Consider the following 25,292-nt stretch of genomic DNA (forward strand, 5'->3'; position numbering starts at 1 on the left):
TACGACACTATCAATAAACAAGGCAATATCGTTGCCACTTATGCGGGCGCGCCAGGCCAATCGTTTGTGACAACTGGTATTGACCATTCACCGTGGCTCGTGCGTGGTGGTATCGGCTACACCATGATCAGCGCGAGTGGCACGGAAATCAATTTCCGTTATGGTGCAGAAGGTCGTTCAGACTATCTCAATCACACAGCGTCGGTTCGCGCGAAGTGGGTATTCTGATTAGAGAAGAGATGAATGCCAAAGGCGACCAAATGGTCGCCTTTTTCTCTTTTTCTGTTTGGGAAACGGCAATGTCTGCAACAAATACCAAGGATAATTGCATTGAAAACTTCCGAGCGATACATTTCACTTTTCCATCAGCGACACACCGACGGATAACGAAAGTGCCTCAAAAAAATCCTCAAGCCTAGTCATATGCTTTCACCTGATTCCATTCTGCCAGCGCCTGTTCTCTTAGTGGAAGACGAGCCGTTTATATGCTCAAGACTCCAAGGTTTGCTGGAACAGTTAGGCTACACATCAGACGCTGTTATCGTTGCCTCGTCACTTGCACAGGCACGCTCACGTCTAATAAACCAGCCCGTCGCTTTGGCCTTGGTGGATATCGGCCTACCTGATGGCAGTGGCATCGATTTAATTGCGGAACTGCGTGCTGCGGACCCAAGCGTCGCCATTCTTGTGATTTCCGCCTATTGCACGGCGGACGCGATTCTGTCTGCGTTACGTGCTGGCGCTACAGGATATGTACTCAAGGAGCGCGACGATGTCGAAATTACGTTGTCCATCCGAAGTGCTATCCGCGGCGGTGCGCCCATTGACCCTTTCATCGCTCGCCGCATCATCGATGAAATGCGTCCGCAAGTCACTCCCAAAACGCATACCCATATTGATGACGCGTTGACATCCCGAGAATGTGAAATTTTGGGGTTCGTCGCGCAAGGACTCAACAACAGAGAAATAGCCGAACAACTCGGTCTGTCACGCTACACCGTCGAATGTCATATCAAGCATATCTATTCCAAACTCGCCGTTTCCTCTCGTACTCGCGCTGTTTATGCTGCACGTACATTGGGCTTGTTACCTTAATCTGCGCAATCCTATTTTTTGCGTCAACGGCGATAGGACCCGCGCATGCGGAGAATCTCGGGCAAGGTGTCCCAAGTTGTCATGTAACGACGCCTACCGTACAAGCGGTGCGCGCCAATCCAAACAATGTATCTCCTCCAGAAGGTGACTGGCAAACCGTTACTCTTCCTGACAACTGGATGGAACGTTGGCCTGGTTACAGCGGTTCGGTCTGGTATCGGATTACTTGGCAATCTGAATGCAACCAGTCAGAACTAGGCCTGCTGATTGAATCCATCGTCATGGCTGGTGAAGTCTACGTGAATGGAAATCCTATCTGGCGTGACATGAGCCTCATTGAGCCCTTGTCGCGTAGCTGGAACATGCCAAGGTTCTGGCGTTTGTCTCATCCGCTCGTGCGAGATGGCGAGAACACACTTTTAATCAAAGTCGTGGGCGTTGCTGGCCAAACACCAGGATTGGGCCCTGTTCATGTTGGCGAAGCCCAAGTGCTTCAAAAGAAGCACGACGATTTGGTATGGCGCAATCGTACTTTGTTCTTTATCAATCTCACCATCTCGGCCGTTATGGGAGCGGTCTTCCTCATTATTTGGCTCATGAATAGAAAGCAAACCGATTACGGCTGGTATGCCTTGACAGCTATCTTCTGGGTTTTATTTGCGACAAATATCGTTGCCACCAGTCCCTTTCCTTTTTCCGATACCGTCATGGCAGCAAAAGCGAACGCGATTGCCTTCGTGCTGTACGTTGCTTCATTTTGTATGTTCACCTGGCATTTCTTGAAACTCTCGATGCCTCGATTTACAAAGACGCTATGGAGCGTCGCAACAGTTCTTATCGTCATAACGGTCAGTGCGCAAGCAAGCATGCTTAAGGAGGCGCTTGCTTTAGCGATATTTGTACCGGTAGCTATTTTCTTTACCAATCTTCTTTTTGCGGCTGCGCATGCCTTAAAAAAGCCGAGTGCTGAACATCTTATTATCGCCGCCTGTTTTTTGAGTTTCATGATTATCGGCATTTACGATTTACTACTACTTCTCCATGTCATTCAAACCGGGAATCCTCTGATGCCAATCACGAGTATTGCTACAACACTGTGCTTATCAGGTTTGCTTGGTTTAAGGCATGCACGCAATATGCGCCGCATCGAACACTTCAATATCGAGCTGGAAAACGGGATAGATCATGCCCGCGCAGAACTTAGCTCAACGTTACAGCGCGAACATGAGCTCGTTCTTACCAATTCAGTACTCAAGGAAAGACTCCAGCTATCACGGGATTTGCATGATGGATTGGGTGGCTCGCTAGTTCGTATGATTGCCATCGTCCAACAAGCCAAATCACCACTTCAAAACCAGCAGGTTCTATCATTCTTAAAGCAAATCCGAGACGACCTGCGGCAAACCATTGATGCTGGCTCAAGTAATGACGTGAGAGTTCCCGCATCACCCAAAGAATGGATTGCGCCTCTCCGACATCGATTTATGCAGCTCTTTGATGATATTGAAGTGAATGCGTCTTGGGAGGTACCGGAGAAATGGTTAATGCCACCGAATGCTATGCAATGTCTGGCGCTCACCCGTTTGGTGGAAGAGGCGCTTATCAATATCTTCAAACATAGTCGTGCACGCAATGTAAGACTGAAAATGTCGCAGCCAGAAGCCAATATGCTGATGCTGGTCATTGAGGATGATGGCGTGGGATTCGATATTGAAGCTGTGAGGCAAGCTGGTGTCAGCGTAGGTATGCGCAGTATGCATGCGCGTATCGCAGCAGTTGGCGGAGCGCTTGAGGTTCAGTCTTTACCCGGTCGCACAAGTCTCACAATTTCTCTGAAAATAACCACGACAAACGCCTAATCTAAATGCCGAGTACCAAGGGCAGCTATTGGCCGAAAGCGGACGTCCGGTTCACCCAATAACAGATCATAAGCCTTTGCAGAATGCCGCTGCATGTCCTAAAAAGGTTAGGCAGCGGTCATCCTGCATCAGCAACATCCCCATCGTATCTGCTGCCTGCTACTTCAAACCCTACCACTTCAAATACCGGCTTCCTATATAAGCCATCAGCGCACTCGGCATCAACATCCCCAGCACGTACCACACTGCCAGAAATGGCGGCGCCATTTCCGGGCAATGCAATGCATAGATGCCAGCGCCTACGCTACCGGCAAACCAGCCTGCCATCGCACCTGTCAATGCAGGTCGTGTGGGCGCCAGATGACGCAAAGCGAACAAGGTAGCCAATCCAACAGGCAAGGATAAAAGTGCGATATTGAATATGCAGACCTGCCAGGTCTGCCCCATCAATAACGCGACCCGCGTGCCTGGCTCCGCATCGCTCCAGCTCAGGAGCGCCCATCCCCAAAGTATGAAGACCGGAACAGCGAGCACCCAATAACCCGATTTGGCTCGCTTGCCCGGATGTGCCAGGACGAAGAGAAATGCTAGCGCGATCAAGGCATTGGCCAGCGGAACGCCCATCTTCATCCAATAGGCAAGACTGGCACTGACCTCTTTCAAGTCAGGCCGAAGACCGTAGATCGTCAGGAGCATGGCGAAGGAGACTGCACCGCTCGCAACGATCGCCGCGCTCATGCGCTTTTCTGCCGCGTGCTGCGGCACCGGCTGAACATCTGCCGAGAGCAAGCTGATTAAATGATCGGTTTTCATGGCTCTTCCTTCCACATTTTAGCGAGCGCCTTCATGCCGCGATGCACATTCACTTTGATTGCCGCGACCGACATACCGGTCAACGCTGCGGCCTCGATAACAGACATCCCCTCCAACTTGGTATGTTGTATGGGCAGACGCTGGTGGGCGGGCAAGGTATCGAGCATCTTTCCCAAATCCCGCTTTGATTCACTGGCCTCTTCATCGAAAAAAGCCAGCCACTCCGCTTCGTCGTCAAAAGGATCGTTCAATGCCTCATGCCGTGATCGACGGCGAAGACAATCGATCATCTTGTAGCGTGCGATTGCATACAACCAGGGCGTGACAGGATCGTTTCTGCGATAGGTATGACGTTGAACATGGATCGCCATCAACGTCTCTTGCAGCAAATCCTCGACCTCGTCCGGTGCCCTGGCAAGACGCCTCCGCAGGTACGCTCTTAAAAGCGAACTGACTTGCTGCAAAAAGCATCGGTAAGATTTTTCATCGCCATCCAATGCTCCCAACATCAACATACGCAGCTCTTGTTCCATCATGGTCTGGAGAATTCGCTTGGGAAGGTTGAAAGGTTACAGGCAGCACCAAAAAATAGTCGAATATTTTTTGGTGCAAGCGTAACCAACCAGCCAATAGCAACGTATTAGCAAGGGATCGTTGCGTGCCTTGTTCTGCAATGCTCACTATATATCCCAACCATAAAGGAGTCTTACCATGAACGTTAAAAATCTGGCCGCTCTCGCCACCGCCCTGATTGCTTCCTCGGCATTTGCAGGTACCCCAGCCGAGAAAAAATGCGGCGCTGGCTCATGTAGCAAGAAGGAAGCTTCTACCGAGAAAAAAGACGCGTCTTGCTCCAAAAAAGACGGCAAAACGGATGCTTCCTGCTCTAAAAAGGATGCCTCCTGCAGCAAGAAAGACGCATCCTGCTCCAAGAAGTAAGGAGATTGCCATGGCTGGGCTGGGTTATCGAAGGGAAATGGCCGATTGGGATATGGCGCAAGTCGATGCCGACTTCTTTGAGGTCGCGCCAGAAAACTGGATACATCGCGATCGCGCTCCCCTTTATCGCTTGTTGAACGCGGGTTACCCGGTCCGGCTGCACGGTGTTTCGCTTAACCTGGGCGGTCAAGCCCCCATTCAGCGCGACTTTCTACGCGACGTGCGCGGGCTTATAGAGGATCTACAGGCTGACTATTATTCAGATCATCTTGCTGCCAGCGGTGATGCACACCAACTCTACGATTTGTTTCCGATTCCCTTCACCGATAGCGAAGTGATCCGCGTCAGTGATCGTATCAAACAGGTTCAAGATGTGCTGGGACAGCAAATCGCTGTAGAAAACACGACCTATTACACAAACGTAGGGATAATGAGCGAGGCCGAGTTTCTGATGAAGGTAGTTGAGCGTGCCGATTGCAACATCCTGCTCGACCTCAACAACATTGTCGTCAACCACAAGAATCATCACCAGATGGATTTGCAACGTTTTCTGGCGCATATCGATCTGCAACGCGTCACCTACATGCATGTGGCAGGACACGAGCTCGATGATCGTTTTGGTCTCTATATAGATACACATAGTCAGCCGGTGGAATCGACGACAAGAGAACTTGCGCTAGAACTGCATCACAGGTACGACATTCCTGTTCTCCTGGAGTGGGATAACGACATTCCCAATCTGGCGACACTCAACCAAGAACTATCATGCTTGAAGACTTTTATCTCTACGTAAGAGGCAAGACAGAAGTCATTCCGAGCGGATACAGCGAGTCCGGAATGCGCGCCTATCGGCACCTTGTCTTCATTGGTGCGAGCCAAATGATCGAAGCGCACTTTCCTGAGCTACGCGAACAAATGGGCGAAGCCTCCTGGCAAGAATTGATCAAGGCTTTCGTGCGCCAGTCTTCCTGGACATCGCATTACTACGGAGATCTTAAAGATGAATTCCTGGCATTTCTTGCACGCGAAAGCGCTCAATAAGATTCACGACCTTGGGCTGTTAGGCTTGAGGATCTGGGTCGCCCAAGAGTTTCTTTTTGCGGGCTACACCAAACTGAGCGATGGTATTGCAGCACCTGAATGGTTCAGTAGCTTGAGCTTTCCGTTCCCCTTGCAGTTTCTGAGCGCGGATATGAACTGGATCGCGGCAGGTGTCGGCGAAGTCCTGTTCGGACTGGTGCTGCTGCTCGGCCTTTATAGCCGCCTAGCCGCGCTTGGCTTGATGTACATCACTTTCGTCGCCGTATATACCGTCCATTTTGATCTGGGCTGGGCTGGATGGAACCAGATCGACACGGATGCAGGCCAGGGATTCAAGGTACCGCTCATGCTGGCGCTGATGCTGTTTGCTGTTCTCACTCAGGGGGGCGGCCGTTTTTCTATAGATGGAATCCGACGGCCATCTTAATAACAAAGTAATGTGCGCTTCTGGCCGTTAACGGCAGTCTAGTTTCGAACCGAAGCAGCTATTGAATTCAGAGTATGAGAAACGTTAGCGCTCATTGACTTACAACTTTTGGCTAGTCATTAGCTGTCAGCGTCTCTCTTGTTGAACTACTTGAGATTCATTTGTGCTTGGAGCAAAAGACAGCTTTGTCTCGGCCATTGATGCGTTTTTACCTGGTTAGAGGAAAAACGCAGAATGGTCGGCGTGTCGAGCCTATGGCCAGAAAGATTTGCCTGGGTTTTAAAACAAAAACTTCCAGCTAACGGCACCGGATACAGACGCATCTTCTCCCGAGGACGATACAAAGCTACTTGCGTTAATAATATTGCGCTCATTAACTTTGTAATCAACTTCTGCACCTAGGCGGCCCCAGTTGCGTTTAATTGGATTGCCTTTCTGGTTGAATGCAAAGGGCAAGCCCAACGCATCGGCTGTTCCGCTAACCGTTGCTGCATTTTTGTCTAGCCGATGCGCTATCTCAGCATGCCCCAAAAGCGTTGTTCTATCGGACAGCAAAAATCGCCCGACTATGCCTAAACGTACCTCTCTAGCCGTACTTTTTTGCTCGTTAAAAAATGCAGGGGCAGAGCCTCCGGTTTCTTGATAAGCATCTATGGTTGTGCGCGTCGCCGTGTAGGCAAGCCTAGGCGTAAAATTGACCGCGCCAATTTGGAAAGCATCTTGCCAGTCGATACGGGCACGCAGACTGTATGCGTTGACGTTGGTATTGCCCGACGAGGCTTGCGTGCCAGTTGATGCATATCCGCGACGCAAACTCGCATCCCATTTACCCCAGCTACCAAGCAGGGAGGCAACGATTGGTCGATTCGGTAACTTCCAATCCAGTTCCGCGATACCGTACTGACCGCTTACGCTGCTGTGGCCGTTATTGGCAAGATCCAAACCAAGCCTGCTTGTGCCGATACCGATACCTGCTCGCCATCCAGGCGCTACGTTCCGACAGAGGCCAGCCTCAATCAAGCCGGCATCCCCTTTCGCTTGCCGGTTAATTCTGCTCAGATCGCCACTAATCCAGCCGCAAGTATCATTGTGCGTCATTGCCTGATCCATAAGGGTGCGATGGTGAGCGCCGTTCAACATCAGGTTTTGCAGACGACCTACTTGGTTAGGAATAGCCATGAACTGGCTCACACTTTGCTGTAAATCTACCAGCCCGATTACACCGGAACCTCCGGCACTTGCAGGGGGTGTCGTTACACGCGCAACAAACACTTGGTCGACGCCAGAAACGGCACCCTTACCAACAATAACCTTCCCACTGGCATCAACGCCAGTTGCTTCGGTAAAAGTAGTATTAGTGGTTGATACCCCTGCATTATTAAGCCAGTCAGCAACGCTTTGAGCCGTCACCACGCCAGCCTGGCTCACTGCCCAACGAACTGCAGAGTTACCCGCATTGCTATTGCTGATTCCCACAACTACATCGCCAGTTGAGTTCACAGCATAGGCTTTACTGAAATTGCCACCGGGCAGGAATCCAAGACCGGTCGTTGTTCCACTAGTCGTATCGATCGCTTTCCAGAGGAAAGCTTCATAGTTTCGATCTTGATTTCCACTGACGCCGACGACAATATTGCCAGCAGCGTTCATTCCGTAAGCTTCGCTAAAGTTGAGTGTAGCGCCGCTGATCAGCGCAAGTGCTTGCATACTGCCGGTCGTCCCAGAACTATCTGCAGTCCAACGAAAAGCCCTTCTGTTGTCAGATGCATCGTTCGACCAGCCGGCAACAACATTGCCCTCAGCGTTGACGGCAGTTGCTGAACTCAATGTCCCGGTCGGAAGAAAACCGAGTCCGGTCATCGTTCCTCCAGATCCATTGTCTACCCATCGGAATGCTTCCTGTGTTATCGAACCTGCGATTCTGACTTCACTCTGCCCTACGACGATATTGCCATTAGCATTTACGGCAAAGGCTTGACTATCATTGCCGCCGGCCAATGTACCCAGACTCGTCATCGTGCCGCCATTACCTGAACTATCTGCTACCCACCGGAAAGCTCGGATTCGCTGAGAGACGCTGACCATAGTCTGCGAAGCACCAACGATGACGGCCCCATCTGCGTTTGCTCCAAAAGCATAGGCATAAGAACCTCCAGACAGTGTTCCCAGGTTGGTAGGCGAACTGATCAGGCCATTGGAATCCACTGCCCAGCGTAAGGCAGTAATGCTGCCGTTATAGTTATTAGCTACCAAAACACTGCCGTTTGCGCTAATGGCTGGATTGATATCTGTAGGCCCTACCAAGTAGCCAACCGTACCGTCGGCGTCTAATACAAGCGTTGGAAACGGTGCTGCTTGAGCAGACATCAATACAAACATCGACAGTGGCAGGGCCAGCAAATTGTATTTCTTGCGGAATCGACTTGACGGAAGGGCTGACATGATTGCTTCAAGCAAAAATGACAATTTTTACGATTGATGCTGGGTGGCGCAACTCATTTGAAGATTTCTGAATGGAAATTATAGAAAATGTTGTTTTTTAGATTATGGTCGAGTCCTTCGATTAACGGTAATGAGCCAAAGTAGATTGCCACTTTGAACTGACTACTAGAAGTGAATCCAAATTAGCAGGCCTGTTAGCAGAGAAACTCGACCAAGTACGCTATAGGCAAGCAATACCCTTTTATCCTTAAACTCCCATTGCCCGCTTTTGGCGGCGGATTCAACCGGTGGCTGCAACAGATTGATAAAACCGTTGAGCTGGTGTTTCGTAGTCTAACGTTTTCCTCGGCCGCTCATTGAGCCGTCGAGCGATGCCATTGAGTTGTGCCTGCGAGTAGCCGGAGATATCTAGCCCCTTGGGGAAGTACTGGCGTAACAAGCCGTTGATGTTTTCGTTTGATCCCCGCTGCCAAGGGCTTCGTGGATCGCAGAAGTACACCTGAATGTCCGTCGATAACGTGAAGCGCTTGTGGTCAGCCAACTCTTTACCTCGATCCCAGGTCAGCGATTTATACAGCTCCTGTGGCAGCTTTCTCGCATGCTTGATTAGGGCATCCACCACGGTTTGCGTATCTTTCTTGGCGATCTTCACCAGCATCACGTAGCGGGTATGACGCTCCACTAAAGTTGCAATCTGGCTGTTGGCGCTTCCAAACAATAAGTCACCTTCCCAATGTCCGGGCACGGCGCGATCCTCTACTGCAGCGGGCCGTTCGCTGATTGATACTGCATCACTGATCTGACCGTGGTTATCCGTCTTCTGTGTGTGATGGCGCGATCGACGCATCACACGTGTGCGTCTCAAGTGCTCCGTCAGCTCCTTCTTCAGGGCACCGCGTGCCTGAATGAACAAAGTCTTGTAAATGGTTTCGTGAGACACATGCAATTCCACGTCGTCTGGATAACTGTGTTTGAGCCAACCTGCTATCTGTTGGGGAGACCATTGCTGACGCAGCTTGGTGGCAACGAGCCGGGCCAGATGGCGGTGCTCCAGTAGCTTACAAGGTTTAGGTCGATGTGCGCGATCCCAGGCAGCCTGATCGGCGTCAGACGCTCGATAGCAATCGGAGCCGCCATTGCGACTTAACTCTCGGCTGATTGTGGAGGGTGAGCGACCCAAGCTTCTAGCAATAGTGCGTATCGAGTCCCCGGCAACCATTGCGTGGGATATCTCCTCCCGTTCTGCCAACGACAATGCGTTACATGCCCGCTTACGTGGCGGTGGCCTGATCCCACCGCTGACGGAAAGAATGTTGCAAATGGAAGAATGATTGCGATCAAATAGCTGTGCGATTTGCTGAAGAGATTCTCCCTTCCTCCAGCGATCCCACATCAAAGCCTTCTGGCTATCTGTGTAGATGATCCTTGTTCGACGTCCCATTGCAACACTTCTGCTATTTGCATAGCCTTAGTATGTTGCATCCACCGGTTGAATCCGCCGCCGAAACCAGACCTCTAATATTTGATTCCAACTCGCGTCTGACGAAGCGGACCAGCGACCGCATACCCCTTAAGTAAAGCGATACCCCAGAACGAAAGTCCTGCAATGGCAATTGCTCCGACTATCTGTCCCGTCCAAAGATTATTAGTCATTTCCGCTTGAGCAGGATTTTTCTTAGCGTAAATCACACTCACGCTTTGCCCTACGTGAGATGGAAAGCCTTTGTCTTTCCATCCCTGCTCGAATCTGACAGTTTTGCCGTCTTCGGCCTCAAATGAAATTACCAATGGAGTCATGTTCTCTATAACTCCAGCAGTGACGACTGATGATTCAAGGAACTGCCACTTCTTGACACCGGAATACACCGTCCACGCCAGGATGAACGATGCAAACAAAAGTAAAGCAGCACCGATTCGACGATTGGTCTTGTCGGAAAATGCGTGTGTGATTTCGTCTGAGGAATCGAATTGCATGAGAGCGCATGGTAGTTGTGACGATGCATGTTGCCACCAACATTTCAAACGCGCTACGCCCAAAGTCTCCTTGTAAAAGAAAAGACGGCCAAATAGCCGCCCTTCTTGAATCTTTGACCGAGAAGCCTTAGTTCACTTCCGTCACAAATGCATCTGCAGGTCGGCGAACTTTGGGCAGTTTGACTAACCAATCCCCCTCCTCTTGACGATATCCCAAAGGCAGAATTGCGACGCTGCGTAGACCTCTTTCCCGCAGTTTCAGAATCTTATCCAGCGCATCCGCGTCAAAACCCTCCATTGGCGTGCTATCGACTTCTTCATGTGCAGCTGCAATAACCGCTGCCGATAACCCAATATAAGCCTGCCGAGCTGCATGTTCGAAATTCACCTGTGCATCACGTTGAGGATAAACATAGCAACATTTGCGCAGTCCTGACCCGCTACTCACGTGAGAGCCAATATTGACGTGGGTTTCAGGAAGGCTATGAGTTGCAAGTGGGTCAAACGCCACTAATAAAAACCTAAAAGCGACCATGCCACTGCAATTCAGCTAAACGTTTATCGCGCATTACATCGACAAAGGGAAAATTACGAATCTAGCTGGATGGGCAGCTTGCTTTAAAAGATAGGCGCACTACACCAACTCGTAAAACATAAGTTATGGGGAGAAAATGCAAAAATGGTTTTTCTCCCATAACTTAAAGATGATGCCATTTTTGCACTAATCGTATCCGCTGTAAAAGTTGATGAATTCAGCTTTAAATGAAAAAAGTCAGTACGAATTCACATTTAGCTGAATTTTTTGTTCCAACTTCATTTGGCAGATAATTTGTCTGTTGTTGATTTGAGGGGAAACTGAATTCAGAGTTAAATGAATTTCGACACGCACAGCTTGCCGACAGTCCGTGCAGGCATCGGGTATGATCGCCGCTCACCGATTTCCCCATGAGCGCCCCGCCTACCCTCTTCGACCTCGCCTATAAAAAGGAACGTGTATCCGCACGCCTGCTACAAATGCGGGAAGCATTGTCGGAAGAACAAGCTCTGACAATCATACTGGAGAGCCAAGCGGGACAACGCGGTCTGGAAACGATGCTGAAAGAACGCCAGCGGGAAAAGGACCGCACCGCACAACGGCAAGGTTATCGAGCTGCGCAGCAATTAAAACACGACCGTCCGCTACGGGATGCCCTTGCCGATAGCGCAAGCGATTGCTGGCTGGGCTGGTTCGACGGATCGGCCAGTCCCAATCCGGGTCGCATGCAGATCGGTTTTCTGTTGCGCTCCCCGCAAGGGGAGGAAACTGCACAGAGTCTGCCGGCGGGGCAAGGCGACAGTAGTGCAGCCGAGTATCTGGCCTTGCATGCCTTGCTGGAAACGGCCATCCGTCTCGACGTGCAAAAACTCGTGATTCACGGTGACAGTCAGGTAGTGATCGATGATGTGCTGGCAAGAAGCCAGCGCCCCGCCGCAGCACTGGAAACGCTACGCCGGCACGCGCAATCGCTGATGGCCCAGTTGCCCGAAGCACAACTGATGTGGGTACCACGCCATCGCAACACCCGTGCCGATGCCCTGACACGCCATAAAAATGATATAGACAATATCGCTGCCAGCCGCCTTGCTGGTCCCGGCGAAACCCAATAGACTACAGACGATCCTCACTCCCGATAACCTTATGCGAATTCTGCTTGCCGAAGACGACAGCGTCCTGGCTGATGGGCTCACCCGCTCGTTGCGCCAGGCTGGCTACGCCACCGATTGCGTCAAAAACGGTCTGGAAGCCGACTCTGTGCTGTCCACCCAGGATTTCGACCTGCTGATCCTCGATCTGGGCTTGCCCAAGTTGTCGGGACTGGAGGTATTACAGCGCCTGCGTGCACGCAATTCCCATCTGCCCGTGCTGATTCTGACGGCAGCAGATTCGGTCGAACAACGCGTCAAGGGACTCGACCTGGGCGCCGACGATTTTATGGCCAAACCGTTCGCGCTGTCCGAACTTGAAGCGCGTGTGCGTGCACTTACCCGTCGCGGTGCAGGTGGCGGCCCTACTGTCATCAAGCATGGTCCGTTAAGTTACGATCAGGTCGGTCGGATTGCCTACATCAACGACCAGATGCTGGACCTGTCGGCACGCGAACTAGGGTTGCTCGAAGTGCTGCTGCAAAGAAGCGGTCGCCTCGTGTCGAAAGAACAATTGGTCGATCACCTTTGCGAGTGGAGCGAGGAAGTCAGCAACAACGCGATCGAAGTGTATGTGCACCGCTTGCGCAAGAAAATCGAATCGGGCGGATTGCGTATCGCCACCGTGCGCGGCCTTGGCTACTGCCTCGAAAAATTCCCAGAAAACGCACCGACCACGCCACCGCCATCGAAACCCAACGCCAGTTGATGGCTGTTCATGCGTACGCTGCGTCGAAGCCAAGTCTCGCAAGACGCTGCCTCATCCGAGGCAGTTGAAGACCAGCACAGGCAGACGCATCGTTCGCTCTTCGGTGAAATTCTCGACTGGATGCTGGTGCCACTGCTTCTGCTGTGGCCGCTCAGCATTGCCGTCACCTATGTGGTGGCAAAATCGATCGCCAACGAGCCGTTCGACCATGCACTCGAAGACAAGCTCAACGTCATCGCGCAACAGGTCAAGCAACAGGGCAATTCGGTCGTCACGCGTTTGAACGGACCGGCACGCGACATCCTGCATGCCGATAACGTCGACAATATCTACTACCAGATCCGCAATCACCGCGGCAACCTCGTCGAAGGCGAAGCTGAAATTCCCTCGCCCAGGGAAGACGAAGACATTCCGCCACCGTGGACCACGCGCTTTCGTTACGATTTCGTGCGCAATGCCGAAGTACGCATCGCCTACGTATATATCGATCTGAACAAGACACGTCCCGAAATCCAGTTCAGTCACGAAAGCAAGCTGGCGCTGATCCAAGTAGCGGAAACGCTGGAGAAGCGTTCGCAACTATCGAACCAGATCATCAAGGGTGTGCTGGTACCGCAATTCATCATCCTGCCGATTGCATTACTGCTGGTCTGGTTTGCCTTGACGCGCGGCCTGCGCCCTCTGGCAGAACTGCAGGAACGCATCAACCAGCGTCGCTCCGACGATCTGAGCCCGATCGATTCCGGCCATGTACCTGAAGAAATCCTGCCGCTGGTCGGCTCGCTCAATCACATGCTGGATAGACTGTCGCAAAGTATTCAGACGCAAAAGCGCTTCATCGCCGATGCCGCGCACCAGATGAAGACACCGCTGGCCGGCATGCGCATGCAATCGGAACTCGCGCTGCGCCAGCAGGAACGCGAGGAAATCCAGAAGTCGCTGGAACAATTGGCCAAGAGTTCGGCCTCCGCCACACGACTCGTCAACCAGTTGCTGGCGCTGGCACGTGCCGAGAACCAGACGCCCGATACACGACCGATGGAAACGCTGGACCTGACCGAGCTGGCACGCGATGCGATGCAGGACTGGATTCCGATGTCGTTCAACCATCGCATCGATCTCGGCTTTGAAGCTACCGAGGCAGCCGTGCCCGTACGCGGCGACCGCATCCTGTTGCGCGAGTTGCTCAACAATCTGATCGACAATGCGCTCAATTACACACCGGCCGATGGCCATGCCACCGTGCGCGTGTATGCCGATGAAGAACGACAACTGGCATTTCTCGAAGTCGAAGATACCGGCCCCGGCATCGCCAGCAGCGAACATGCGCATATCTTTGACCGCTTCTACCGCATCCTCGGCTCCAATGTCGAAGGCAGCGGCCTCGGTCTGGCTATCGTGCGCGAGATTGCGCAACAACATGAAGCCGACATTGCCATTCTCGACAACCCGCGCTGCGCGGGGCAAAAGATGCCCGGTTGCCTGATGCGCATCACGCTGCGTCTGGATGCGGCATGCGAACTACCGATTCGCGAAGAGGAAGCATGAACGTCGAAACACCAGAAGACATCACCGAACGCGATCGCCGCTACTGGCAGCAGAATCGCAAACTGACGATCCATCTGCTACTCGTATGGTTTGTGGTGACGTTCCTGTCAATCTACTTTGCGCGCGATCTGGCCGCCTACACCTTGTTCGGCTGGCCGGTCTCGTTCTTCATGGCGGCACAGGGCAGCACGCTGCTCTACTTCGCCATCATCGCGTTTTACACATGGCGCATGCGTCGACTCGATCAGGCCCACGCGCAGGAAGCGGCGCATGACGAATAACAGTTTCTTCCGCCGTCTGTCGCGCTACTACAGCCTGTACACGCTTGGCTTCGTTCTTTTTCTGTTCGTGCTGGCGATCCTTGAACACGAAGGTTTCCCGCGCGTGTGGATCGGTTACCTGTTCATGTTTTCGACCATCGTGGTGTACGCCACCATCGGTGTATTGAGCCGCACCTCGAACATGCAGGAATACTATGTCGCCGGGCGACGCGTACCAGCCTTCTTCAACGGCATGGCAACCGCCGCCGACTGGATTTCCGCCGCCAGCTTCATCAGTCTGGCCGGCGGTCTGTACCTTTGGGGCTTCGACGGCCTTGCCTACATCATGGGCTGGACCGGCGGCTTTGTGCTGGTCGCGCTACTGATCGCGCCCTATCTGCGCAAATTTGGCAAATACACGATCCCTGATTACCTGACGGCACGCTATGCCGGTCCGTGGAGCGACAACATCGTGCGTGTGATCGCGGTGCTTGCCACCATCATCGTTTCCTTCACCTACGTGGTAGCGCAAATCTATGGCGTCGGCCTGATTTCGTCACGTCTGACCGGCGTGGATTTTTCGGTGGGCATCTTCCTCGGACTCGCCAGCATTCTCGTCTGCTCCTTCCTTGGCGGCATGCGTGCAATCACCTGGACGCAGGTGGCGCAATACATCATCCTGATCATCGCGTTCCTGATTCCCGTTGTGTGGCTGTCGGTCAAGCACACCAATATTCCGATTCCACCGATTGCCTATGGCTCCGCGATTGTCCAGCTTGGGGAGCGGGAAGAAGTGCTGATCCACGATGAAAAGGAAGAGGAAGTACGCGCCATCTATCGCCAGCGCGCACAAGACCTCGAAGAACGCCTGGCGACCCTGCCAGACTCGTGGGAATTCGGTCGCGCCGAAATCCAGCACAATCTCGACGCACTCAAGGCAGGCAATGCCGAAATGCAGGAAATCCGCCAGACCAGTCGGCAACTGGCAGCCTATCCCAAGGATGCCGATGAAGCGCAACGCCTGTGGACCGGCCAGCGTGCACGCTATCTGGAAATGGCAAAACCGCCGTCGCGCCACACCGAACCGTTCGCTGGCGATGCCGAAATATCGTCCATCAAGCGCAATAACTTCCTTGCGCTGGTGTTCTGCCTGATGATGGGCACGGCCGCCCTGCCGCATGTGCTGACGCGCTACTACACGACACCTTCGGTACAGCAGTCTCGCAGTTCGGTATTCTGGACGCTGTTCTTCATCATGGTGCTGTACCTGACAATTCCCGCACTGGCCGTCCTCGTCAAATACGACATATACAGCTCGCTGGTCGGCACCGACTTCAATCGCCTGCCGGAATGGGTATCGTACTGGGCCAGCATCGACAAGCTGCATCCGCTGGTCAGCATCAACGACATCAATCGCGACGGCATCGTGCAGCTCGCGGAAATCCTGATCGATGTCGACATGATCGTGCTGGCCACGCCAGAAATCGCCGGCCTGCCCTATGTCATTTCCGGCCTCATCGCCGCTGGCGGTCTGGCTGCTGCACTATCGACTGCCGATGGCCTGTTGCTGACGATTTCCAACGCGCTCTCGCACGACATCTATTACAAGGCGATGAATACGCAAGCTACCACGCAAAAGCGGGTGACGGTCTCCAAATTGCTGTTGCTGATGGTGGCTTTGGTCGCGGCCTATGTCGCGTCCCTCAAGCCTGGTGATATTCTGTCCCTCGTGGGAGCGGCATTCTCGCTGGCGGCGTCGGCACTATTTCCGGCGCTGGCACTGGGCGCCATGTGGAAACGGGGCAACCAGCAAGGTGCGGTGGCGGGCATGCTAGTCGGATTCATGGTGTGCGTGATCTACATGATGCGCACGCACCCGGCGCTGGGTGGTACGCCGGACGGGCAATGGTTACATATCGCGCCGATTTCTGCCGGTATTTTCGGCGTGCCGGCAGGTATGCTGACGATGGTGATCGTCAGCCTGCTGACGCCACCGCCTGCTCCACGCGCCGCTGCCATGCTGGAGGAAGTACGCCGACCATAATGTACGAAAGGAGACCACCCTGCCGAAGCTGCATCGATCTGGCATGTTTCTTGATTAAGCACCGCATCATCTCTTGCAAAACGATAACAACGATTGACTGACGCCATGCCAAAATTTTTCAATGAGATGTACCTCGATGGCGCCACTGACGTGCGCGACCATTACCGCGAATTCGAACGCTGGCTTTCCTCGCAATCGAACAAGACCATCGACCGCAAGCGTGCCGAAGCCGACCTGATCTTCCGCCGCGTCGGCATTACTTTCGCCGTCTACGGCAATGAAGCCGGCACCGAACGCGTGATCCCGTTCGACATCATCCCGCGCATGATCACCGCAGCCGAATGGACGCAGATGCAAGCCGGTCTGGTGCAGCGCGTGCGTGCGCTGAACATGTTCATCCACGACATCTACCACGACCAGAACATCGTCAAGGCTGGCATCGTGCCGCCCGAGCAGATCTTCCGCAACGCGCAATACCGGCCCGAGATGCAAGGCATTTCCGTTGCCTCCGACATTTATGCACACATTGCCGGGGTCGATATCGTGCGGGCTGGCGAAGGCGAGTTCTATGTGCTGGAAGACAATCTGCGCGTGCCATCAGGCGTGTCCTACATGCTGGAAGACCGCAAGATGATGATGCGCCTGTTCCCAGAACTGTTTGCCAAATACCCGGTGGCGCCCGTGGCGCATTACCCGGACATGTTGCTCGACAATCTGCGTTCGGTCGCACCAGTCGGCGTGACCGATCCAACCGTGGTCGTGATGACGCCGGGCATGTACAACTCGGCGTATTTCGAACATGCCTTCCTGGCGCAGCAGATGGGTGTCGAACTTGTCGAAGGGCAGGATTTGTTCGTCAACGACAATCACGTCTACATGCGCACCACGCGCGGCCCAAAACGCGTGGATGTCATTTACCGCCGCATCGATGATGATTATCTCGATCCGCTCGCCTTCCGTTCCGATTCCACGCTCGGCGTGCCGGGTCTGCTGTCGGTCTATCGCGCCGGCCGTGTCACGCTGGCAAATGCCATCGGTACCGGCGTCGCCGATGACAAGTCGATCTATCCGTTCGTGCCCGACATGATTCGCTTCTATCTGTCGGAAGAACCGATTCTGAACAACGTGCCGACCTACCAGTGCCGCAAGCCATCCGATCTGTCGTACGTGCTGGCCAACCTGCCGCAACTGGTCGTCAAGGAAGTACACGGTGCAGGTGGCTACGGCATGCTGGTCGGCCCTGCTTCGACCACGGCCGAGATCGAAGCCTTCCGCGCACGCATCATCGCCAAACCCGAAGGCTATATCGCACAGCCGACGCTCGCACTATCGACCTGCCCGACCTTTGTCGAGTCGGGTATCGCACCGCGCCACCTGGACCTGCGTCCATTCGTGTTGTCGGGCAAGACGATTTCGATGGTCCCCGGAGGCCTGACGCGCGTGGCGCTGCAGGAAGGCTCACTGGTGGTGAACTCGTCGCAGGGCGGCGGCACCAAAGACACCTGGATTCTGGAGAACTGAGATGCTGAGCCGTACCGCCGATCACCTGTTCTGGATGGCGCGCTATACCGAGCGCGCCGAAAATACCGCCCGCATGCTCGACGTCAATGTGCAGAATGCCTTGTTGCCGCAATCGGCACGTGCCGCTGAAGAAGGCTGGCGCGCCACCTTGAGCATTTCCGAACTCGAGCATCAATTCGATCAGCGCTACCCGAAGTTCACGCCGAAGGACATGCTGCACTTCATGGTGGCCGATACGTCTAACCCGTCGTCGATCGCATCCTGCCTGCGTGCTGCGCGAGAGAATGCACGCGCCGTGCGCGGTGCGCTGACGACCGAAGTCTGGGAAACGCAAAACATCACCTGGCTGGAAATGCAAAGCCAGCTCAGCGATGAAATGCTGGAACAAGATCCGAGCCAGTTTTTCGAATGGGTCAAATATCGTTCGCACCTGTCGCGCGGCGTGACCTTTGGCACCATGTTGCAGGATGAAGCGCTCTACTTCATTCGCCTCGGTACCTTCCTCGAACGCGCCGACAACACGGCGCGTATTCTCGACGTCAAGTTCCACGGTGCGGGTGCCAATCCATCGGCCGCCAAGCTGGGCAGCGAAAACCATCACGATTACTACTACTGGGCGGCGATCCTGCGTTCCGTCTCGGCGTTCGAAATCTATCGCACCGTCTATCGCGATGCGATCACGCCGGCACGCGTGGCCGATCTGCTGATGCTGCGTGGCGACATGCCGCGTTCGCTGCGCGCCTGCCTGTATCACGTCGAACGTGACCTCAGTTATATCAGCCAGGAACAGCAAAGCCATACCTTGCGCATGGCAGGCAAGATGCACGCAGAACTCCGGTTCACGTGCATCGAAGACATTCTGCAAGAAGGTTTGCACGATTACCTGACGCGTTTTCTGGACCGTGTCTACAAGCTCGGCAACCGCGTCAGCCTCGACTTCCTCGTTCCGTTGGCGGCCTGATCATGAGGCTCGCCATCCGCCACGAGACGGTCTATCGCTACACGGCCCCGCTCAACTACACAATCCAGCAACTGCGTCTGACGCCCCGCATCGATTCGCACCAGCACACCATGCACTGGCAAATCGACACGCCGGGGCAGCGTCATGCATTTACGGATGCCTTTGGCAATCTCTGCCACATGCTAACGATCACCGGCAATCACAATGCCGTGCCGATTATCGCCACCGGCGAAATCGAGGTACAGGCGCTGTATCAGGGACGCCTGCACGAAAAGGGCCCGTTGTCGCCACTGGTGTTCACCACACCAACGCGCCTGATCGCACAAACCGAGACGATCCAGGCTTTCGCCCAGGCGCATCTGCGCCAGAAAACCAGTGCCGGCCTGCTTGCGCTGGCCGAGCACATTTGTGGTGCAGTCTCTTATCAAAGCGGTGCAACCGAAGTCACAAGCACTGCCAACGAGGCACTGCAACTCGGCTCGGGCGTCTGTCAGGATCACGCGCATTTGTTTATCGCCTGCTGTCATGCGCAGGACATCCCGGCACGCTATGTCTCGGGCTATATCGATTCCGGCAGTACCGGCCATGCCGAAAGCCACGCCTGGGTCGATGTATGGGTCGAGGAAGACGGTTTCACAGGCTGGCTCAGTATCGACGTCACGCATGCGATGTTCGCCGGCGAAGCGCATTGCAGACTAGCCGTGGCACGCGACTACGACTCAGCCGCACCGATCAGCGGTGTGCGACGCGGCGGCGGTGAAGAAACACTCGATGTACGCGTGATCGTTACCCCCTTGAGTACACAACAATGACGACACAGGATGCGTTTGCCAGACAGGCAATTGTCTGAAAATCACTTTCCCTGTCAGGATGACAATGCCTTTTTCTTTCAAGCAACGAAACGCCGATTTGGATCGGTGCCGCCAACGTGCAAAAAGCGATTCCTGTAAAATCGGCGTTTTGCTTTTTCGGTTCTTTCCATGACTTACTGTGTTGCGTTGCGCCTCAATGCCGGGCTGGTTTTTCTGTCCGACTCGCGCACGAACGCCGGCGTCGATCACATCGGCACGTTCCGCAAGATGAACGTCTTCGAAACGCCAGGCGATCGCGTGATGGTGCTCATGACTGCGGGCAATCTGTCGATTTCGCAGTCCGTGCGCCAGATCATCGCCGAGCACACCACGACTGCCGGCAAGAACATCTGGAATGCGAGCTCGATGTATGAAGCCGCCCAGATCGTCGGTGAAGCCATTCGCATCGTGCACGATCGCGATGCCGCCACGCTCGAACAGTTCGGTATTGATTTCAATGTCAGCATGATTTTTGGCGGCCAGATCAAGGGCGAACGCTGCCGCCTGTTCCAGATGTACTCGGCCGGCAACTTCATCGAATCGCATGATGAAAATACCTACTTCCAGATCGGCGAAGCCAAGTACGGCAAACCCATTCTGGACCGCATCGTCACGCCCGATACACCGCTCGACGAAGCGGCCAAGTGCGCACTGATTTCGATGGATTCCACGCTGCGCTCCAATATTTCCGTTGGCCTGCCGCTCGACATGCTGATCTACGAATCCGATCGTCTGGCCGTAACGCGCTTCGTCACCATCGACGAGCAAAACCAGTATTTCCAGATGATTCGCAATACCTGGGGCAAGCAGTTGCGTGCCGTGTTCGAAAGCATCGACGATCCGGTCTGGAACGGCGCACCTGACGAAGCCATTGCACTCTCGACCATCGGCAACAAGAGCCAGCCACTGCGAATCCAACCGCCTTCACAGTTTGGCATTCCCGCCGTCGCCCCTGCGCCATTGCAAACACTGGCACAGGACGAGGAAGGCAACAACCAGCAGCACTGAGCCGCCATAGGCCACAGCACTGCTGTGCCGGATAGCGCAAAATTGCCCCCGTTCAATCTGCACAATGAAAAACGGCTGCCATGCATTTGGCAGCCGTTTTTCATTTTCCTGTCGCAAACAGTAGTGGTGGAGCGCCTGATTTTTCCCACTTCACTCGCTTTCCCTACGCCGCGCAAGCTCTCGCGGCGAGATGCTCCCTCATCCTGCTAAACACTTGCCGGCTCGGTCTGTCGTAACCAGGCTTCAAGAATTGCCACCGCCGCTTTTTGCAAGGCCGGCCCATATTGCACAGCATGTTCGCGCAGGCTGCCCGGGCGAATACCTGCCTGTGCGAGCTCGCTGGCATGACCGACCAGCCACTGCTCAATACGCGCCACATCCGCCTCCAGATGAAACTGCAGGCCCAGCACATTCGGCCCCACACTGAATGCCTGGTTATCACAAGCCGCGGACGACGCCAGATGCGCTGACTTGGCCGGCATCATGAAACGGTCGCCATGCCAGTGCAGCACCGGTACCTCGCCTAGCAAAGCCAGCGGCGAGCAGCGCCCCGCTTCGGTCAGGGACAGAGGTGAAAAACCGATTTCCTTGACACCCATACTGCGCACATCCGCGCCCAGTGCGCGTGCCATGAATTGCGCGCCAAGGCAGATGCCGAGCAAGGGCTTGCCGCTGTGAATACGCTGTTCGACCAGCGCCACTTCATCACGCACAAACGGATAGATATCATCGTCAAATGCACCGATCGGCCCACCTAGGACGACCATCAGATCCGGCGACAGTACATCCAGTCCTGTCAACGGCGCAATGGTCGCATCCACATACTGGATCGCATAACCATGTGCCTGCAGCACCGGCTCGAAAATGCCAAGGTCTTCGAAATGTACATGACGCAAAGCCAGCACGGTCTTCATGCCCTACCCCTTCCCCTTATCTCCAACACAAAAACAAGAAAGGCCGCAACGCGTGAACGCTGCGGCCTTTCCGTTGCTCATTTGCCGAATCAGATGACGATGGTCTGTGCCTGATCCGCTTCGCGCGCACGGATTTCACCGATACGCATGACGGTCTCGCCTGCAGCCGTCAATTGAGCGATTGCGGCATCTGCATTTTCCTGCGACACGATTACGGTCATGCCGATACCGCAGTTGAAGACGCGATGCATTTCGGCATCGGCAACGTTGCCATGTTCCTGCAACCACTTGAAGAGCGGTGGCAATGTCCATGCGTCCTTGTTCAGCACGGCGGTCAGGTTGTCCTGCAACACACGCGGAATGTTTTCAACGAGGCCGCCACCGGTGATGTGAACCATGCCCTTGACTTCCATCGACGTCATCAGTGCCAGCAGCGGCTTGACGTAGATGCGCGTTGGCGCCATCAGTACGTCGGCCAGCTTGCGACCGTGGAAATCGCCATTGAGGTCCGGCTGCGCACGTTCGATAATCTTGCGTACCAGCGAATAGCCATTCGAGTGGATGCCCGACGAGGCCAGACCCAATACCACGTCACCCGGCTTGATCTTGCTGCCGTCGATGACCTTGGATTTTTCGACTGCACCGACAGCAAAGCCGGCCAGATCGTATTCGCCATCGGGATACATGCTCGGCATTTCAGCCGTTTCGCCACCAATCAGGGCGCAACCAGCCTGTTCGCAACCTTGCGCGATGCCCTTGATGACATCGGTGGCGCGCGCCACATCAAGCTTGCCGCAAGCGAAATAGTCGAGGAAGAACAGCGGCTCGGCACCTTGCACGAGGATGTCGTTGACACTCATGGCAACCAGATCGATGCCGACGGTATCGTGCTTGTCGAGCATGAAAGCCAGTTTCAGCTTGGTACCAACGCCATCAGTACCCGAGACCAGAACCGGCTCCTTGTACTTCTTGCTGATTTCGAACATGGCACCGAAACCGCCGAGTCCGGCCAGCACGCCTTCGCGCATGGTGCGCTTGGCATAAGGCTTGATCGCTTCGACCAGCGCATCGCCGGCATCGATGTCCACACCGGCATCGCGATAGGAAAGGGAAGTAGAAGAAGAGCTGCTCATGGTTCGATAAGGGAAAATAAAGACGGTTGGCCGCGTCGGCAGGCTGTCGCTGCCGCTTTTTCGCATTGATGCATGCCGCATTTGCGCGAGACTGGCTCTATAATCCAGCTTTTGCGCACAAACCGGCTTTCGGCAAACCGGTATTTTAGCAAATCGCATCCTGCTTCCCCGTATTTCAGGTTACTTTCTTTGCCAACTGTCCAAAACCGGCACGCCGCCATGTCTTTCCCGCCCGTCCCTCGCGGCATGTGCCGCTCCATTCTCGTGTCAGGCCATTGCGCATGAGGCAACTGCTACTCGATCTCCCTGCCGAAAAACCACAGACGCTGGATTCCTTCGTCGCCGGTGCCAACGCCGAATTGATGGACTTGCTGCAACGCGTGGCGCAGACACAGGCCAACGGGCTGGACGAACGCTTTATCTATCTGTGGGGTGAAGCCGGTGCCGGCAAATCGCATCTGTTGCAGGCGCTGGCCACCTTGCCGGACGCGCGCCTGATCGGCAGTGATGCAACATCAGATGAGCTGGAATACGACCCCGCCATCCGTCTGTATCTGCTCGACGATGTGGAGCGTCTGTCGGCTGACAGCCAGATTGCAGCATTTGCGCTGTTCAACCAGATTCGCGAAATCGGCGGCAATCTGGTCGCGGCCGGCAATGTCGCCCCGACCGCACTGAACGTGCGTGAAGACTTGCGTACCCGTTTTGGCTGGGGGCTGATCTATCAGGTGCACGGCCTGAGTGACGAAGACAAGATCGCTGCCTTGACACACGCCGCCCAGATGCGCGGCCTGCCGCTGTCGGAAGGTGTGCTGCCCTATCTGCTCACGCATTTTGCCCGCGACATGCGTTCACTGTCGGCCATGCTCGATGCGCTGGATGCCTATTCGCTCGAAACCAAGCGCCCTATTACGCTGCCACTGCTGCGCGAACTATTGCAACGCAATGACTAACGACTTACACAAGCCCTGCCGCTTTCTCTAATCAACTTGCCAATATCACCTTTATCCGCATGAATCTTGCCCTGTTCGACCTCGACCACACCCTGCTGCCTCTCGACTCCGATCACGAATGGGGCGAATTCCTCGTACGCAAGGGTGCCGTCGATCCGCTGGTTTTCGCCGCCCGCAACGACGCTTTTTACGCGCAATACGAAGCCGGCACGCTGGACCCCGTCGAATATCTAGAGTTTGCCCTTGGCACGCTGGCACAGTTTTCCAAGGAACAGCTGGACACCTGGCAAATCGATTACATGCGCGAAGTGATCGAACCGAAAATCCTGCCCGCCGCACGCGATCTGGTAAAGCAACATCAGGATGCCGGCGATCTGGTCGCCATCGTGACGGCGACCAACCGCTTCGTGACGGCACCGATCGCACGTGCGCTGGACGTCAAACACCTGATCGCTGCCGAACCCGAATTCGCACCCGACGGCCGTCCAACCGGCAAACTGGTCGGTGTACCAAGCTCGGGAGCGGGTAAAATCACGCATACCAACGCCTGGCTCGCCACACGCGGCCAGACCCTGCAGGATTTCGAACGCAGTTATTTCTATAGCGATTCGCAAAACGATATTCCGCTGATGTCCATCGTCACGCATCCGATCGCCACCAACCCCAATGCGCTGCTGGCTGCGCACGCGCAGGCACATGGCTGGCCGATCATCCGCTTATTCCAAGACCATCCATGATCAAGAAGCTCATCCGTCGCATTCTCGGCACCAAAAAATCCTCTGGCGACGCCACCCAGCCCGTCACGCTGACGGCAAAGGAACACGGCATCGATCCGAAGCTGGTGTCGTCCAATGCCATTCGCGTCACCAGCACGCTGCAACAGGCCGGCTTCAAGGCGTTTCTGGTCGGCGGTGCCGTGCGCGATCTGCTGCTTGGCGTCAAGCCCAAGGATTTCGACATCGCCACCGATGCCACGCCGGAACAGGTCAAGAAACTGTTCCGGCGTGGCATCGGTGGCGATGTCGAAATCCTTGGGCTTGACGCCAAGCAGCAGATCGCGCACGGCACCGCCGACCAGAAACGCCTTGAAGCCGGCCTGTTGCAGCGTGCTGGTGAC

At 54.6% G+C, this 25,292-nt stretch carries 23 protein-coding genes and 5 pseudogenes; 19 read left to right on the forward strand and 9 right to left on the reverse strand.

What is annotated here, in order from left to right:
- The 3 genes and pseudogenes from QZ725_RS09975 to QZ725_RS09985 all read left to right on the forward strand — a co-directional run.
- Window positions 1–228 (forward strand): annotated as a pseudogene (locus QZ725_RS09975) (autotransporter outer membrane beta-barrel domain-containing protein); the annotation flags it as partial.
- A 195-nt stretch (window positions 229–423) separates the two neighbouring features.
- The gene (locus QZ725_RS09980) at window positions 424–1,095 is read left to right on the forward strand and encodes a response regulator transcription factor (RefSeq protein WP_293779079.1); all 672 of its coding nucleotides are present in this window, start codon (window positions 424–426) and stop codon (window positions 1,093–1,095) included.
- 107 nt (window positions 1,096–1,202) lie between these two features.
- Window positions 1,203–2,954, forward strand: a complete 1,752-nt coding sequence (locus QZ725_RS09985) for a 7TM diverse intracellular signaling domain-containing protein (RefSeq protein WP_293779081.1) — start codon at window positions 1,203–1,205, stop codon at window positions 2,952–2,954.
- 171 nt (window positions 2,955–3,125) lie between these two features.
- Here the strand turns inward: QZ725_RS09985 and QZ725_RS09990 are convergent, their stop codons facing one another.
- Together QZ725_RS09990 and QZ725_RS09995 are read right to left on the reverse strand one after the other, a co-directional pair.
- On the reverse strand, window positions 3,126–3,767 hold the full coding sequence (locus tag QZ725_RS09990) for a DUF1109 domain-containing protein (protein WP_293779083.1): 642 nt from the start codon (window positions 3,765–3,767) through the stop codon (window positions 3,126–3,128).
- A complete protein-coding gene (locus QZ725_RS09995; RefSeq protein ID WP_293779085.1) occupies window positions 3,764–4,303 on the reverse strand; it encodes a sigma-70 family RNA polymerase sigma factor in 540 nt (179 codons plus the stop codon). The genes QZ725_RS09990 and QZ725_RS09995 overlap by 4 nt, the downstream gene beginning before the upstream one ends.
- Before the next feature lie 175 nt (window positions 4,304–4,478).
- Here QZ725_RS09995 and QZ725_RS10000 point away from each other — a divergent pair, with 175 nt between their 5' ends.
- Genes QZ725_RS10000 through QZ725_RS10015 form a run of 4 tightly spaced genes read left to right on the forward strand, consistent with a single transcriptional unit; the run spans window position 4,479 to window position 6,174 of the window.
- Window positions 4,479–4,706, forward strand: a complete 228-nt coding sequence (locus tag QZ725_RS10000) for a hypothetical protein (RefSeq protein WP_293779087.1) — start codon at window positions 4,479–4,481, stop codon at window positions 4,704–4,706.
- A 10-nt stretch (window positions 4,707–4,716) separates the two neighbouring features.
- Window positions 4,717–5,499, forward strand: coding sequence for a DUF692 domain-containing protein (locus QZ725_RS10005; protein ID WP_293779089.1), 783 nt, complete (start codon window positions 4,717–4,719; stop codon window positions 5,497–5,499).
- On the forward strand, window positions 5,472–5,747 hold the full coding sequence (locus tag QZ725_RS10010; RefSeq protein ID WP_293779091.1) for a putative DNA-binding domain-containing protein: 276 nt from the start codon (window positions 5,472–5,474) through the stop codon (window positions 5,745–5,747). The genes QZ725_RS10005 and QZ725_RS10010 overlap by 28 nt, the downstream gene beginning before the upstream one ends.
- Window positions 5,707–6,174 carry a DoxX family protein gene (locus QZ725_RS10015; protein ID WP_293779092.1) on the forward strand — a complete coding sequence of 156 codons (468 nt, stop codon included), beginning with the start codon at window positions 5,707–5,709 and terminating at the stop codon, window positions 6,172–6,174. The genes QZ725_RS10010 and QZ725_RS10015 overlap by 41 nt, the downstream gene beginning before the upstream one ends.
- A gap of 279 nt (window positions 6,175–6,453) precedes the next feature.
- Here QZ725_RS10015 and QZ725_RS10020 read toward each other — a convergent pair whose 3' ends face one another.
- From QZ725_RS10020 to QZ725_RS10035, 4 genes and pseudogenes are all read right to left on the reverse strand, one after another.
- Entirely contained in the window at window positions 6,454–8,640 is a 2,187-nt protein-coding gene (locus tag QZ725_RS10020) for an autotransporter domain-containing protein (protein WP_293779094.1), read from the reverse strand.
- A gap of 256 nt (window positions 8,641–8,896) precedes the next feature.
- Window positions 8,897–10,057: an IS30 family transposase gene (locus tag QZ725_RS10025; RefSeq protein ID WP_293779096.1), complete on the reverse strand. Its 1,161-nt coding sequence runs from the start codon at window positions 10,055–10,057 to the stop codon at window positions 8,897–8,899.
- A 74-nt stretch (window positions 10,058–10,131) separates the two neighbouring features.
- Window positions 10,132–10,590: a DUF3592 domain-containing protein gene (locus QZ725_RS10030; protein ID WP_293779098.1), complete on the reverse strand. Its 459-nt coding sequence runs from the start codon at window positions 10,588–10,590 to the stop codon at window positions 10,132–10,134.
- 127 nt (window positions 10,591–10,717) lie between these two features.
- A pseudogene (locus tag QZ725_RS10035) lies at window positions 10,718–10,999 on the reverse strand (nitroreductase family protein); the annotation flags it as partial.
- Between the two features lie 536 nt (window positions 11,000–11,535).
- Here QZ725_RS10035 and QZ725_RS10040 point away from each other — a divergent pair.
- The 9 genes from QZ725_RS10040 (at window position 11,536) to QZ725_RS10080 (ending at window position 21,175) form a co-directional block, all read left to right on the forward strand.
- On the forward strand, window positions 11,536–12,237 hold the full coding sequence (locus tag QZ725_RS10040; RefSeq protein WP_293779100.1) for a ribonuclease HI family protein: 702 nt from the start codon (window positions 11,536–11,538) through the stop codon (window positions 12,235–12,237).
- 31 nt (window positions 12,238–12,268) lie between these two features.
- Window positions 12,269–12,982, forward strand: a complete 714-nt coding sequence (locus tag QZ725_RS10045) for a response regulator transcription factor (RefSeq protein WP_293779101.1) — start codon at window positions 12,269–12,271, stop codon at window positions 12,980–12,982.
- 9 nt (window positions 12,983–12,991) lie between these two features.
- Complete coding sequence (locus QZ725_RS10050; protein WP_293779102.1) at window positions 12,992–14,530, forward strand: sensor histidine kinase; 1,539 nt, start codon at window positions 12,992–12,994, stop codon at window positions 14,528–14,530.
- Window positions 14,527–14,811, forward strand: a complete 285-nt coding sequence (locus QZ725_RS10055; protein WP_293779104.1) for a DUF4212 domain-containing protein — start codon at window positions 14,527–14,529, stop codon at window positions 14,809–14,811. Before QZ725_RS10050 ends, QZ725_RS10055 begins: the two co-directional genes overlap by 4 nt.
- Window positions 14,801–16,834: a sodium:solute symporter family protein gene (locus tag QZ725_RS10060; protein ID WP_293779106.1), complete on the forward strand. Its 2,034-nt coding sequence runs from the start codon at window positions 14,801–14,803 to the stop codon at window positions 16,832–16,834. The genes QZ725_RS10055 and QZ725_RS10060 overlap by 11 nt, the downstream gene beginning before the upstream one ends.
- A gap of 105 nt (window positions 16,835–16,939) precedes the next feature.
- Window positions 16,940–18,355, forward strand: coding sequence for a circularly permuted type 2 ATP-grasp protein (locus QZ725_RS10065; protein WP_293779108.1), 1,416 nt, complete (start codon window positions 16,940–16,942; stop codon window positions 18,353–18,355).
- A 1-nt stretch (window position 18,356) separates the two neighbouring features.
- Complete coding sequence (locus QZ725_RS10070; protein WP_293779110.1) at window positions 18,357–19,316, forward strand: alpha-E domain-containing protein; 960 nt, start codon at window positions 18,357–18,359, stop codon at window positions 19,314–19,316.
- A gap of 2 nt (window positions 19,317–19,318) precedes the next feature.
- Window positions 19,319–20,128 (forward strand): transglutaminase family protein, encoded by an 810-nt coding sequence (locus QZ725_RS10075; RefSeq protein WP_293779112.1) that lies wholly within the window; start codon window positions 19,319–19,321, stop codon window positions 20,126–20,128.
- Between the two features lie 168 nt (window positions 20,129–20,296).
- The gene (locus tag QZ725_RS10080; protein WP_293779114.1) at window positions 20,297–21,175 is read left to right on the forward strand and encodes a proteasome-type protease; all 879 of its coding nucleotides are present in this window, start codon (window positions 20,297–20,299) and stop codon (window positions 21,173–21,175) included.
- A gap of 206 nt (window positions 21,176–21,381) precedes the next feature.
- Here QZ725_RS10080 and QZ725_RS10085 read toward each other — a convergent pair whose 3' ends face one another.
- A complete protein-coding gene (locus tag QZ725_RS10085; RefSeq protein WP_293779116.1) occupies window positions 21,382–22,089 on the reverse strand; it encodes a glutamine amidotransferase in 708 nt (235 codons plus the stop codon).
- An 89-nt stretch (window positions 22,090–22,178) separates the two neighbouring features.
- Window positions 22,179–23,222 carry a phosphoribosylformylglycinamidine cyclo-ligase gene (gene purM, locus QZ725_RS10090; RefSeq protein ID WP_293779118.1) on the reverse strand — a complete coding sequence of 348 codons (1,044 nt, stop codon included), beginning with the start codon at window positions 23,220–23,222 and terminating at the stop codon, window positions 22,179–22,181.
- A gap of 281 nt (window positions 23,223–23,503) precedes the next feature.
- Between purM and hda the strand changes: the two genes are divergently transcribed.
- Together hda and QZ725_RS10100 are read left to right on the forward strand one after the other, a co-directional pair.
- The gene (hda, locus tag QZ725_RS10095) at window positions 23,504–24,175 is read left to right on the forward strand and encodes a DnaA regulatory inactivator Hda (protein ID WP_293779120.1); all 672 of its coding nucleotides are present in this window, start codon (window positions 23,504–23,506) and stop codon (window positions 24,173–24,175) included.
- A gap of 59 nt (window positions 24,176–24,234) precedes the next feature.
- Window positions 24,235–24,828 (forward strand): annotated as a pseudogene (locus QZ725_RS10100) (HAD family hydrolase); the annotation flags it as partial.
- Here the strand turns inward: QZ725_RS10100 and QZ725_RS10105 are convergent.
- Window positions 24,774–25,199, reverse strand: a pseudogene (locus QZ725_RS10105) (hypothetical protein); the annotation flags it as partial. The pseudogenes QZ725_RS10100 and QZ725_RS10105 sit on opposite strands and share 55 nt — an antisense overlap.
- Here QZ725_RS10105 and QZ725_RS10110 point away from each other — a divergent pair.
- Window positions 25,131–25,292 (forward strand): annotated as a pseudogene (locus QZ725_RS10110) (hypothetical protein); the annotation flags it as partial. The pseudogenes QZ725_RS10105 and QZ725_RS10110 sit on opposite strands and share 69 nt — an antisense overlap.

The sequence above is a fragment of the uncultured Oxalicibacterium sp. genome (genome assembly GCF_913776015.1).
GTDB lineage: Bacteria > Pseudomonadota > Gammaproteobacteria > Burkholderiales > Burkholderiaceae_D > Oxalicibacterium.

What these genes read in the sequence shown, in the direction of transcription:
- QZ725_RS09980 (WP_293779079.1), top strand. Translation starts at nt 424, where the DNA reads ATGCTTTCACCTGATTCCATTCTGCCAGCGCCTGTTCTCTTAGTGGAA.
- QZ725_RS09990 (WP_293779083.1), bottom strand. Translation starts at nt 3,767, where the DNA reads ATGAAAACCGATCATTTAATCAGCTTGCTCTCGGCAGATGTTCAGCCG.
- QZ725_RS09995 (WP_293779085.1), bottom strand. Translation starts at nt 4,303, where the DNA reads ATGATGGAACAAGAGCTGCGTATGTTGATGTTGGGAGCATTGGATGGC.
- QZ725_RS10000 (WP_293779087.1), top strand. Translation starts at nt 4,479, where the DNA reads ATGAACGTTAAAAATCTGGCCGCTCTCGCCACCGCCCTGATTGCTTCC.
- QZ725_RS10005 (WP_293779089.1), top strand. Translation starts at nt 4,717, where the DNA reads ATGGCTGGGCTGGGTTATCGAAGGGAAATGGCCGATTGGGATATGGCG.
- QZ725_RS10010 (WP_293779091.1), top strand. Translation starts at nt 5,472, where the DNA reads ATGCTTGAAGACTTTTATCTCTACGTAAGAGGCAAGACAGAAGTCATT.
- QZ725_RS10015 (WP_293779092.1), top strand. Translation starts at nt 5,707, where the DNA reads ATGAATTCCTGGCATTTCTTGCACGCGAAAGCGCTCAATAAGATTCAC.
- QZ725_RS10025 (WP_293779096.1), bottom strand. Translation starts at nt 10,057, where the DNA reads ATGGGACGTCGAACAAGGATCATCTACACAGATAGCCAGAAGGCTTTG.
- QZ725_RS10030 (WP_293779098.1), bottom strand. Translation starts at nt 10,590, where the DNA reads ATGCAATTCGATTCCTCAGACGAAATCACACACGCATTTTCCGACAAG.
- QZ725_RS10040 (WP_293779100.1), top strand. Translation starts at nt 11,536, where the DNA reads ATGAGCGCCCCGCCTACCCTCTTCGACCTCGCCTATAAAAAGGAACGT.
- QZ725_RS10045 (WP_293779101.1), top strand. Translation starts at nt 12,269, where the DNA reads ATGCGAATTCTGCTTGCCGAAGACGACAGCGTCCTGGCTGATGGGCTC.
- QZ725_RS10050 (WP_293779102.1), top strand. Translation starts at nt 12,992, where the DNA reads ATGCGTACGCTGCGTCGAAGCCAAGTCTCGCAAGACGCTGCCTCATCC.
- QZ725_RS10055 (WP_293779104.1), top strand. Translation starts at nt 14,527, where the DNA reads ATGAACGTCGAAACACCAGAAGACATCACCGAACGCGATCGCCGCTAC.
- QZ725_RS10060 (WP_293779106.1), top strand. Translation starts at nt 14,801, where the DNA reads ATGACGAATAACAGTTTCTTCCGCCGTCTGTCGCGCTACTACAGCCTG.
- QZ725_RS10065 (WP_293779108.1), top strand. Translation starts at nt 16,940, where the DNA reads ATGCCAAAATTTTTCAATGAGATGTACCTCGATGGCGCCACTGACGTG.
- QZ725_RS10070 (WP_293779110.1), top strand. Translation starts at nt 18,357, where the DNA reads ATGCTGAGCCGTACCGCCGATCACCTGTTCTGGATGGCGCGCTATACC.
- QZ725_RS10075 (WP_293779112.1), top strand. Translation starts at nt 19,319, where the DNA reads ATGAGGCTCGCCATCCGCCACGAGACGGTCTATCGCTACACGGCCCCG.
- QZ725_RS10080 (WP_293779114.1), top strand. Translation starts at nt 20,297, where the DNA reads ATGACTTACTGTGTTGCGTTGCGCCTCAATGCCGGGCTGGTTTTTCTG.
- QZ725_RS10085 (WP_293779116.1), bottom strand. Translation starts at nt 22,089, where the DNA reads ATGAAGACCGTGCTGGCTTTGCGTCATGTACATTTCGAAGACCTTGGC.
- purM (WP_293779118.1), bottom strand. Translation starts at nt 23,222, where the DNA reads ATGAGCAGCTCTTCTTCTACTTCCCTTTCCTATCGCGATGCCGGTGTG.
- hda (WP_293779120.1), top strand. Translation starts at nt 23,504, where the DNA reads ATGAGGCAACTGCTACTCGATCTCCCTGCCGAAAAACCACAGACGCTG.